Raw genomic sequence first — 10953 nt, 5'->3', positions numbered from 1 at the left:
GATTTATATGCGTACTCCCTTCCGTGTTGTTGGCGGCGTTCTGGTCGCTGCACTGCTGACCCAAATAACCGCCTGCGGCACGATCTTCTTCCCGGACCGCCGCGGCCAGATCGAAGGCAAGATCGACCCGGTGGTGGCCGCCCTCGACGCCGTGGGCATATTGTTCTATGTCATTCCAGGATTGATCGCCTTTGGCGTGGACTTCGCCACGGGAGCCATCTACCTGGAACCCGGCAGGACCACCCAGGTCGCCCCGGAAAAACTCCAGCAGGCCATCGGTGCCGACGGCAAGGTCGATAACAGCAAGTTGCAGGCCATTCTCGAAAGCGAACTGGGCCGCAGCTTCCCGCTGGATGATCCACGGCTGATGCAGCACAAAGGCAGCGCGCAGCAACTGGCCATGTACGGCCTGCAACCCGCCGCTTGAGGTGGCGTATTCGAAGGAACGTAAACACCTATGACCAGTAGCCCCGAACACGCTCGTCTGCTGCGTCTGGCGACCCGCGCCTCGCTGGCGGTGGCGAGCATTCTGATCGTGACCAAGGCGATCGCCTGGTGGTTGAGTGGTTCGGTCAGCCTGCTGGCGGGTCTGACCGATTCCCTGCTCGACGGCGCTGCATCATTGCTCAATCTGCTGGCAGTGCATTACGCGCTACGGCCGGCAGACGAGGATCACCGTTACGGACATGGCAAGGCCGAGTCACTCTCGGGCATGGCCCAGGCGCTGTTCATTGCCGTCAGCTCGGTATTGATTGGCGTGCAGGCGATCGAACGCCTGCAGCACCCGGAACCCTTGGGAGCCCCTTGGGTGGGTATCGGCGTGATGCTGCTGTCACTGGTACTGACGGTCGCGCTGCTGATGCTGCAACACCGGGTAATCCGCGAAACCGGCTCGACCGCGGTACGGGCCGACTCGCTGCATTACCGTTCCGATCTGCTGCTCAATAGCAGCATCCTGGTGGCGCTGGTACTGGCCAGTTTCGGTTGGGAACAGCTGGATGCCTGGTTTGGTCTGGCGATTGCGGTGTACATCCTCTGGAGCGCCGTACACATCGCCAAGGAAAGTATTGCGGTACTGATGGACGAAGAATTGCCGTCGGACGTCAGCCAGCACATGCTTGAGCTCGCCTGCAGCGTGCCCGGCGTGCTCGGCGCCCATGACCTGCGCACACGGATCTCCGGCAATCACTGGTTCGTGCAATTGCATCTGGAACTTCCGGGTGAATTGACCTTATCCGTCGCCCACGGCATCAGCGATCGCGCCGCCGAAGCGATCACCGCCGCTTACCCGCGGGCCGAGGTGCTGGTGCATGCCGACCCGCAGGAAGTGGTGAACGCTGCGAAGAGCTGAGGTCTTCGACTAATAACTGACCTGGTAACCGCGGCTGCTCAGGCAATTGCCCTGGGCCTGGCGATAGGTTTGCACCACCGCTGGCGCCGGTTGATAGGTGACCGCCGCCGGATCGAAGCCGCTCTGCTCGACCGCCCAGCGATAGCAGTCGTAGCCATCCTGATTGACCTGCTCGGGCGTCTGCCCGTTCGCCGGGTAGGCGACCACGTCGTAGCCATTGCTGACCGGTTGCGGTTGAGGATTGCCCATCGGTGGGTCAACCACCACGTATTGCTGGGTGCTGGACTCATACGCGTAGTAGGAGCCGGCCGCCAAAAAAAGCAACGCGCCGCCGATCCAGACTTCCTGCGCGTAATCCGGCAGGTAGCTGACGCGGATCCCGTGGGGCGGCCTGACCACTACATAACGCGGCCCTTGCGGGCGATACCAGTAACCGCCGGAGTAGAAGTAGTCCTGACCGCGATACGGCACGCGGTAATTGCGATCCGGGAATCGATCGATCACATAACCCGGACGATAGTGCGGGCCAGGGCCCCAACCGTTGCCATGCCCGTCCGGACGGCCCGGCCAGCGATGGTCATTGGAGTGATCGTTGTAGCCTGAGCGCGAACCGGGGCCACCTGCCTGCCAATGCTGGTTATTATCGTTGCGCCGGGGAACGTCCTGATAGTAACCACGCTGTGGTTGCTGAGTCTGGCGGACGGTGTCCGGGCGACTTTGAATCGGCAGGTTATTGCTCGGCTGCGACGCAGGCCGGCCTTGCCCATCGGGATCATGCTGGCCGCCGCTACTGGAACCAGTGTGTTGAGGACGTTGCCCTTCATCCCGCTCATCGGCCAGCAACTGCGCGCCGACACTCATACACAGCAAACCAACACCTGCCAAACGCCAGATGCGCGACTTCATGCTATTCCTCACTGCGGTTCAGGACCTATCCATCAGACTGGAAAAGCCTGGGGCGGTTCTGCAACAGGTTATCAGGCACGAGACTTATTTCGCAGGCATAAAAAAAGGAGACCCGTCGGCCTCCCTTTGAGAACTTCGTCCGTGCTCGACGCTTATGACGCCGGCTCACCTCACTCCGTCTTCTGGACAGTGTGTAGCCCGGGGGCCGACTCAACCCTGTGGGATTGGCGACCGCAGCTGGCCTGATTCGGCGAGCCGCACTGGACTGTTTGTCCGGGCAGTGATTCTGGTAATAAGAATAGGCTTGAGGCGTCGGCAGAGGATTGCGAAGATTGCTCAAATAAACATAGCTTGCGCAATTTTTAACTAAAGATAGATAATTAGCCGCAATAGTTATGACAAAGGCCTGATCCATGAGCAAACTGGACCGATACGACCTGAGTATTTTGGCGGAATTGCAGCGGGACGCGCGCATCTCCAATCAGGAGCTGGCCGAGCGTATCGGCCTGTCACCCTCGCCCTGCTCGCGGCGGGTCAAGCAACTGGAAGACGACGGTTATATTTCCCGCCAGGTCGCCCTGCTCGACCGCAAAATGCTCGGTCTGAGCCTGACCGCCTACGTGCTGATCGGCATGGACCGGCACACCCCCGAGCGCTTCGAGAACTTCGAAGCGGCGATCCGCAACCTGCCCCAAGTGCTCGAATGCAGCCTGGTGACGGGTATGGATGCCGACTATCAACTCAAGGTGGTGGTACCGGACATGGATCACTACCAGAAACTATTGCTCGGCCACCTGACCCGCATCGAAGGCGTGACCAGCGTGCGCTCGAGCTTTGTGCTCAATCAGGTGCTCAACAGCACCGAGTTGCCATTGACTCACCTGCGCAGCTAAAAGATCGCAGCCGACCGCATACATTTGCGATCTCGCAGGTGGTCGCAAATCCTGTAGGAGCTGCCGCAGGCTGCGATCTTTTCCAGCCGACACACGTCAATACTCCAGCAATCTCCCTTCGCGTATACTCCGCCGGCCTTTTTTTGCCCTGCCGCGCTGGAGAGTTTAATGGATCCTGCAGTATTCGAAGAGTGGATGATGACCGGTCTGGTGACCATCCTGATCATTTTCATGGGTTTCATCGTCTGGGATCTGGCGAAGAAGTCCAAGGCCGGGCGGTTTGGCTCTTTTATTCTGTTCTTCGTATTGGGTCTGGGCGTTGCCGCCTTCGTGGTCAAAAGCGTGGTCATCGGGATGATCGAGTCCGGCACCTTATAACCGCGGGGGGACTTCTTTCCACTGGCCCTGATCAAGGCCTTCGATAGACCAGTCACCGATTCGCACCCGCACCAGACGCAGGGTCGGCAAGCCCACCGCAGCAGTCATTCGTCGCACCTGGCGGTTGCGCCCTTCGCGAATCACCAGTTCAAGCCAACTGGTCGGCACACTCTTGCGGAACCGCACCGGAGGATTGCGCGGCCACAGCTGCGGCTCTTCAAGTTGCCGCGCCTCGGCCGGCAAGGTCATGCCGTCATTCAACTCGACGCCGTCGCGCAACCGCTGCAATTGTTCAGCGCTGGGCTCGCCTTCCACTTGCACCCAATACGTTTTTGCCAGCTTATGCTTCGGATCGGCGATCCGCGCCTGGAGCTGGCCATCGTTGGTCAGCAACAGCAAGCCTTCACTGTCCCGATCCAGCCGGCCCGCCGGATAAATGCCGGGGATCTCGATAAAGTCCTTGAGCGTCGCCCGCCCTTCGCCGTCGCTGAATTGAGTCAGCACATCAAATGGCTTGTTGAACAGAATCAGCTTTGGCTCGGCCGGTGGCGCCTTGGCGACACGCTGTGGCGCTGAGGAAGTGTGCGGGTTATTCGCGCCAGGGCGGCGGGAAACGGGACGAGGAGGACGTGACATGGGAGAACATCTAACGGTCAGGGCTCACTATGCTAGTGGCCCGACCGTCAAATGACCATCGCGGATCAGCGGAACGGCGGTTCGTCGAAGCTGCGCAGTTTGCGTGAGTGCAGCGAATTGAGCTCGGTACGCAGCAAATCCACCGCGGCGATGCCGATCTTCAAATGCTGGCTGACCGCACGCTCGTAGAACGCGTTGGCCGAACCTGGCAGTTTGATTTCGCTGTGCAGCGGCTTATCCGAAACACACAGCAAGGTGCCGTAAGGCACCCGCAGACGGTAACCCTGGGCCGCGATGGTGCCGCTTTCCATGTCCACCGCCACGGCTCGCGACAGGTTGATCAGCGGACGCTCCTGAGCCCAGCGCAGTTCCCAGTTACGGTCGTCGTAGGTCAGCACGGTACCGGTGCGCAGGCGTTTTTTCAGATCATCGCCTTTCTCGCCGGTGACGTTGGCCGCCGCTTGCTGCAAGGCCATCTGCACTTCAGCCAGGGCCGGGATCGGAATATTGGGTGGTACTACCCGATCAAGGATCCCGTCGCGGCGCATATAGGCGTGAGCCAGCACGTAATCGCCAATGGTCTGCGACTGACGCAAGCCGCCGCAGTGCCCGATCATCAGCCAGCAGTGCGGACGCAGCACGGCCAAATGGTCGGTGATGTTTTTCGCGTTGGACGGGCCGACGCCGATATTCACCAGGGTCACGCCATGACCGTCACTGGCTTGCAGGTGATAGGCCGGCATCTGGTAACGGTGCCAGACCACCCCGGCGGCAATCGCCGAGGCTTCGTCGTGGTCCATGCCCTTTTCGATGATCACATTGCCCGGCAACACCATGCGCACGAAGCGCGGGTCGCTGCGCAATTGCTCCAGGCCATGAACGATGAACTGGTCGACGTAGCGATGGTAGTTGGTCAGCAGGATCCACGGCTGCACATGCCGCCAGTCGCTGCCGGTGTAATGCACCAGACGACGCAGCGAGAAATCGACTCGTGCCGCGTCGAACAGCGCCAATGGCAACGGGTCGGTGTTTTCCCAATCGTACAGGCCATCGGCGATGCCATCGCTGGCTGCCGACAGGTCGGTGCTGGGGAATACCCGCGCCAACGCCGCAGCGGTGACACCGGAACCACCGAGCTCATCGCCCTGCTCGACCACGTAGGGATACGGAATATTCTGCTCGCTGACGCCCACTTCCACCGTCACGGTGAAGTCGTGCATCAGCGGCACCAGTTGCTCCAGCAGGTAATTACGAAAGGCTGCAGGGTGGGTGACGGTGACGCTGTAGGTGCCGGGCAGCTGGACCTTGGCGTAAGCCCGAGTGGTCTGTGGGACTTCACCCTGGCAGAGATAGGTCAAGCGCAGTTCCGGGTAACGAAACAGAGCGCGCTGCTCGGCGTCCGGCTCGATGCGATCCTTCAGGTACTGCTTGAGGGCCTGGCTCAACGCGGTGGTAGCACGTTCGTGCAGAACGGCAAGCCGGTCCACGGCTTGCTCGGCGGTTTGAACGACAATAAAAGCTTCGGTCACGATAAGCATCCTGTGTTCTGATCTGCAGGCCTTCATCTTGCCTGCAAGTCAGCGCGATCAGAAGCCCTGAGGAGTCGAACGCGCAACAATCGCCTCGACGTCCAGACCTCGTGGCAGCGTGCCATAGACCCGACCGGCGGTTCCCAGGCGGCTGGCAATGAAAGCATCGCTGACGCTGGCATTGCCCGCCTCCAGCAACAGCTTGGCCTGCAGCCCCAGTGCGATGTCTTCGGTCAGCTGCCGAGCGCGGTACTGAATGTCATCGGTGTCCTTGAACGCCATCTGCAACTGACTGATGTGCGCCGCCAGGCGCTTGTCGCCATGACCATCACCCAATTCGCTGAACAATACATCCAGCACCCCCGATTCTTTCGACAAAGCCCGTAACACGTCGAGGCACTGCACGTTGCCGGAACCTTCCCATGTCGAGTTCACTGGCGCCTCGCGGTACAGACGCGGCAAGATGCTTTCCTCGACATAACCGGCACCGCCCATGCATTCGGCGGCTTCGTTGATCATCGCCGGCGCCCGTTTGCAGATCCAGTACTTGCCCACTGCCGTCACCAGACGGGCGAATTTGGCTTCCTGGGAGTCATCCAGTTGATCCAATGCTCGTCCCATGCGCAGGCTCAAGGCCAGGGCGGCCTCGCTTTCCAGGGCCAGATCGGCCAGCACGTTCTGCATCAAGGGTTGTTCGCTGAGCAGCTTGCCGCCGACCATCCGGTGCGCACAGTGATGGCTGGCCTGGGTCAGCGCCTGGCGCATCAGGGCGCTGGAACCGACCATGCAATCGAAGCGGGTCATGGCAACCATCTCGATGATGGTCGGCACGCCGCGGCCTTCCTCACCAACCATCCAGGCCAGGGCGCCGCGAAACTCCACTTCGCTGGAGGCGTTGGAGCAATTGCCGAGTTTGTTTTTCAGGCGCTGGATGTAGAACTGGTTGCGGGTGTCGTCCGGGCGATGGCGCGGCAGCAGGAAGCAGGTCAAACCCTTGTCGGTCTGGGCCAGCGTCAGGAAGGCATCGCACATCGGCGCCGAACAGAACCATTTGTGACCCATCAGTTCATAGGCCTGGCCCGGACCTGCAGCCCCTACCGGGAAAGCCTTGGTGGTGTTGGCCCGGACATCGGTGCCGCCCTGCTTCTCGGTCATCGCCATGCCGATAGTGGCGCCGGTCTTGTGGGCAATGCCGACGTTGCGCGGGTCGTATTCGGTGGCAAGAATTTTCGGTAGCCATTGTTCGGCGATATCCGGCTGCAAGCGCAGCGCCGGCACCGAGGCAAAAGTCATGGTCAGCGGGCACCCGCTGCCGGCCTCGGCCTGGCTATGCAGGTAGGTCATGGCCGCGCGGGCGACATGGGCGCCAGACTGCGGATCGGTCCAGGGCAATGAGGTCAAACCATGCTCGACGGCGGTCCGCATCAACTGGTGGTAGGCCGGGTGAAACTCCACCAGATCGATACGATGACCATAACGGTCATGACTGACGAACACAGGCTTGTTCTGATTGGCCAGAAACCCTGCTTCCATCAACGGCCCACCCGCCAGCGCACCGTAGCCATCAATCCGTGATTCGGCCCAACCAGCGCCAAATCGCCGCGCCCATTCCTGCAGCGGCAGGTCGATGCGATAGAGGTTGGTGCCATCCAGGGAGGGCGGCTGATTGGTGACCTCGTGGGTTTCGGCGAACTGATGCAGGTTCATGGCGGGGCTCCTTTGGGGTGGATCAGAACCCCAGTTAAGCACCACCCCTTACTCGAAAAAAGTGGCATACACGCCTAAATATCGGCACTTTCACCTTGTTTCGGACATAGCACCCGGCGATACAAAATCGCCTGCAACTCTTCGAATTTCACCGGTTTGCTCAAATACTCGGTTACCCCCACCGCCTGGCAACGCTCGCGATCGGCATTCGCTGTCACCGCCAGCACCGGCAGCTGTGCGTAACCTGGCAGAGCCCGCAATTGGCAGCAGAGCGAAACGCCGTCGAGTAGCGCCAGCTGGCTATCAAGCAACACTGCATCGAAGGATTCGCGCCGCAGCAGATCCAGCGTCGCCCGAGCGCTGTCCGCCGTGCGCACCCGATAGCCCAACTTGAGCAGCATGCCACGGACCACCAGCTGATCAATGCTGCTGTCATCGATCAACAATACGCGGCATTCCTGAGGCGTACGCAGGGTTGTCGGCCCATTCGCCGGGAAGGTTTGCTCGACAGTTGAAGGTTGCGCGCTATCGCTATCAAACTCGACTTCCAACTGGAAACAACTGCCGCGGCCCGGTTCTGATTGATGGGTCAAACGCCCACCGAGCAACTCGATCAGTTGCCGGCAAATCGCCAGGCCGACACCCAGCCCGCCATATTCGCGGGTCATTGAACCATCGAGCTGGAAAAATCGCTGATAGAGGGTGGCTTCATCCAGGTTTATGAAGCCGATACCGGTGTCGATCACCGCGAAGCACAACGCGACCCGACCCTCACGTGCCGACTTCCCGGTGACTCGCAGAACCAGGCCACCCACCCGGGTAAACTTGATGGCGTTATCGAGCAAGCATTCCAGGCATTGAGCCAGTTTTGCGCTGTCGCCTTGCAAGCGGTCTGGCAAGCCCTTCGCCACCTCGACCCGAAAATCCAGCGCCTTGCTCAGGGCATTCGCGGCGAACTGCATTTGCAGTGCATCGAGCACCCCACGCAGACTGAAGTCTTGCTGTTGCACCTTGAGCCTGCCGGCCTGCAACTCGGTGAGGGTGAGGATCCCGTTGACCATGCGCATCATGTCCCGCGCCGAGGCCGCGGCCGTCTGTTGGTATTGCTCCAGCTCCGGATCGAGATCGACGGTCTGCATCAGTTCCAGCGAACCGATTACCCCATTCATCGGCGTGCGCAACTCATGGGTCAAGGTCGCGAGAAACTCGTCCTTGAGCCGGTTGCTATGGGCCAGCTGCTGGTTCAACACTTCGAGCTTCTGACCGGCATCGAACAAGGTCTGGGCCTGTTGCTCGCGCATCGAGTTAATGCGATCGGCCAATGCCAGTGACAGCAATGCCACCTCAAGTGCCGAACCGATCTGGCTGGAGTACATGGTCAGGAACACGTTAGGCAGGTAGCCCAGTACCATCAGCGTGTTGATCACTCCACCGACCAGAAACGCCGACCAGGCGATGATGAAATACCGGGCCACCCGCAGACCGCGGCACCAGACGAACACCCCGGCCGCAAAGATCGTCACGGTAAAGGCCAGGGCCAACGCCGTCGCCAGGCGCAAGGCCAAGGCATAGCTGGCCATCAACGACAGTGCCACCACTACCGCACTGCACCCGATAAGCACCAGCAGCAACCGGTCGAGCCAGCGACTGTGGCTGGCGGTCTGCAAAAAGCTGCGGGCAAACTGACTGCCGAAAAGCCCCGCAGCGCCAATGAAGAAGGGCGTCGAAGCGTTGGCCCACCAGGGGTTGTCTGGCCAGAAATACTCCACCGCTGCGCCGTTCACCGACAGCTGGTACAAACCGAACGACGCTATGTAGAAGATGTAGTAGAGGTAGCTGGTGTCCCGGACGGCAAGGTAGATGAACAGGTTGTAGATCAGCATGCCCAGCAACACGCCATAGATCATGCCCAGCACGTACAGGCGCTGCGGTTGCTCTTCCAGGTAGGCAGTACTCGACCAAAGCGTCAGGGGTGCCTGGATCGAACCCTGGCTTTGCAGGCGCAAGTACAGGATTTTGCGTTGATCAGGGGCGAAATCCAGGTCGAACAGATAGTTGTTCTGGCGGATCTGCCGACTGGTGAATGGCAAGGCATCGCCCGTACGCTGGGCCAGTCGATAGCCGCCAGCGGCATCGGGCAGGTACAGGTCGAGATGATCGAGTGGCGGATAGGCCAGTTCCAACAGCCAGGTGCGCTGGACCACCGGATCGCCCGGACGATAATGCAAGTCGATTTTCAGCCAGAACGCCGAGCGCGAGTAACCGGCATTGAGGGTGGTCTTATCATGCGTCTTGAAGCTGCCGGCCAAAGCCTGCGAGCTGACATCGGCGATAGTCGCCTCGCCGCTCACGTCTTCGAACACCTGCATCACTCGCCCCAAGGGGAGGCTTTGAGTGTTCTCATTGAACTCGGCTGCATCGGCCAGCATCGGCAAACTCAGCAGCAACATCAGCAAATAGCGCATAGAGCCCCAGCATGGCCTGTCCGGTTGAGTCAGGAAGCCCCCCATTTCCCTTGAGTAGACGTAAGACCGGCAATATCTGTCATTGACTTGGATCCACTCTAGCATAGCCGTTGATGGCCATTGAACACCATTGAAATTTTTACTTTAAAGGCTCTAGCACGGGCGTCTCAGCGCTATCCGTTGATCTAGAGCTGTTTGCCCGATGCCATTCGGGCGCAGCTATAAAAAGTAAACCCGATACGCTGCGGACAGCTTCGAAAAAAAGCGTTTGGTGGTAAGCTCGCGCACCATGAATATCTACAGTTCTCGCCCCGTTGTCCTCTGTCTCTCCGGCCACGACCCAAGTGGTGGCGCCGGCTTGCAGGCAGATATCGAAGCCCTGCTCGCTCAGGGTTGTCATGCTGCCCCGGCAGTTACCGCGCTGACTGTGCAAGACACAGTCAACGTCAGCGACTTCCGCGTTCTCGACCGTGAGTGGGTATTGGCTCAAGCCAATGCCGTGCTCAACGACTCGACCGTCGCGGCGGTCAAGCTGGGCATGCTCGGCTCGCTGGAAATGGTCGACACCGTAGTCGAGCTGCTCCAGGCGCATCCGCATTTGCCGCTGGTCTGCGACCCGGTGTTGCGCGCCGGTGGCGGCGGGCGCCTGGGCAAGGATGAAGTCGGCTACGCCATGCGCGAACGCCTGCTGCCGCTGGCGACCATTGCGACCCCTAACCTTCCTGAAGCCCGCATTCTCGCTGAACTGCCTGAAGGCACCCCTGACGAGTGTGCAGAAAAACTCCTGCCCTACTGCAAACACCTGCTGATCACCGGCGGCCATGGCGATGAGCATGAAGTGCACAACCGCCTGTACAGCCGCGATGGCAGCCGCCAGACCTATACCTGCCAGCGTTTGCCGGGTAGCTATCACGGTTCGGGCTGCACCCTGGCCAGCGCCCTGGCGGGTCGTCTGGCCCTGGGTGAAAACCTCGCCAGCGCCGTGCAATCGGCCCTGAACTACACTTGGCGCACTCTGCGCGATGCCGAACAGCTCGGCAAAGGCCAGTTCGTCCCGCGCCGGCTGCCGCTGGATTTTTGCTCGTAAC

At 60.3% G+C, this 10953-nt stretch carries 10 protein-coding genes; 5 read left to right on the top strand and 5 right to left on the bottom strand.

Going from position 1 to position 10953, the window contains the following annotated elements; all coding sequences use genetic code 11:
- The first annotated feature begins 7 nt into the window (after positions 1 to 7).
- Together AC3IUA_RS03095 and AC3IUA_RS03090 are read left to right on the top strand one after the other, a co-directional pair.
- The gene (locus AC3IUA_RS03095) at positions 8 to 427 is read left to right on the top strand and encodes a polyribonucleotide nucleotidyltransferase (protein ID WP_489359065.1); all 420 of its coding nucleotides are present in this window, start codon (positions 8 to 10) and stop codon (positions 425 to 427) included.
- A 30-nt stretch (positions 428 to 457) separates the two neighbouring features.
- A complete protein-coding gene (locus AC3IUA_RS03090) occupies positions 458 to 1351 on the top strand; it encodes a cation diffusion facilitator family transporter (RefSeq protein ID WP_489359064.1) in 894 nt (297 codons plus the stop codon).
- 9 nt (positions 1352 to 1360) lie between these two features.
- On the opposite strand, the gene AC3IUA_RS03085 is transcribed toward AC3IUA_RS03090, so the two are convergent.
- Positions 1361 to 2257 carry a DUF6515 family protein gene (locus AC3IUA_RS03085; protein WP_489359063.1) on the bottom strand — a complete coding sequence of 299 codons (897 nt, stop codon included), beginning with the start codon at positions 2255 to 2257 and terminating at the stop codon, positions 1361 to 1363.
- 413 nt (positions 2258 to 2670) lie between these two features.
- Here AC3IUA_RS03085 and AC3IUA_RS03080 point away from each other — a divergent pair, with 413 nt between their 5' ends.
- Both AC3IUA_RS03080 and AC3IUA_RS03075 read left to right on the top strand, forming a co-directional pair.
- Complete coding sequence (locus AC3IUA_RS03080) at positions 2671 to 3150, top strand: Lrp/AsnC family transcriptional regulator (protein ID WP_489359062.1); 480 nt, start codon at positions 2671 to 2673, stop codon at positions 3148 to 3150.
- A 168-nt stretch (positions 3151 to 3318) separates the two neighbouring features.
- The gene (locus AC3IUA_RS03075; protein ID WP_489359061.1) at positions 3319 to 3528 is read left to right on the top strand and encodes a DUF2788 domain-containing protein; all 210 of its coding nucleotides are present in this window, start codon (positions 3319 to 3321) and stop codon (positions 3526 to 3528) included.
- Here the strand turns inward: AC3IUA_RS03075 and AC3IUA_RS03070 are convergent.
- The 4 genes from AC3IUA_RS03070 to AC3IUA_RS03055 all read right to left on the bottom strand — a co-directional run bounded on the left by AC3IUA_RS03070 (position 3523) and on the right by AC3IUA_RS03055 (position 9865).
- On the bottom strand, positions 3523 to 4164 hold the full coding sequence (locus tag AC3IUA_RS03070) for a pseudouridine synthase (RefSeq protein ID WP_489359060.1): 642 nt from the start codon (positions 4162 to 4164) through the stop codon (positions 3523 to 3525). The genes AC3IUA_RS03075 and AC3IUA_RS03070 overlap by 6 nt on opposite strands.
- 65 nt (positions 4165 to 4229) lie before the next feature.
- Entirely contained in the window at positions 4230 to 5729 is a 1500-nt protein-coding gene (amn, locus tag AC3IUA_RS03065) for an AMP nucleosidase (RefSeq protein WP_489359059.1), read from the bottom strand.
- Positions 5730 to 5750: 21 nt separating this feature from the next.
- Positions 5751 to 7400, bottom strand: coding sequence for an acyl-CoA dehydrogenase family protein (locus AC3IUA_RS03060; RefSeq protein WP_489359058.1), 1650 nt, complete (start codon positions 7398 to 7400; stop codon positions 5751 to 5753).
- A 74-nt stretch (positions 7401 to 7474) separates the two neighbouring features.
- Entirely contained in the window at positions 7475 to 9865 is a 2391-nt protein-coding gene (locus AC3IUA_RS03055) for a hybrid sensor histidine kinase/response regulator (protein ID WP_489359057.1), read from the bottom strand.
- A 289-nt stretch (positions 9866 to 10154) separates the two neighbouring features.
- On the opposite strand from AC3IUA_RS03055, the gene AC3IUA_RS03050 reads away from it, so the two are divergent.
- Positions 10155 to 10952 (top strand): hydroxymethylpyrimidine/phosphomethylpyrimidine kinase, encoded by a 798-nt coding sequence (locus AC3IUA_RS03050; protein WP_489359056.1) that lies wholly within the window; start codon positions 10155 to 10157, stop codon positions 10950 to 10952.
- The last annotated feature ends 1 nt before the right edge of the window (position 10953 follow it).

Source organism: Pseudomonas sp. KH_050, from assembly GCF_057838875.1.
This window is presented reverse-complemented; position numbering and strand designations above follow the sequence as displayed.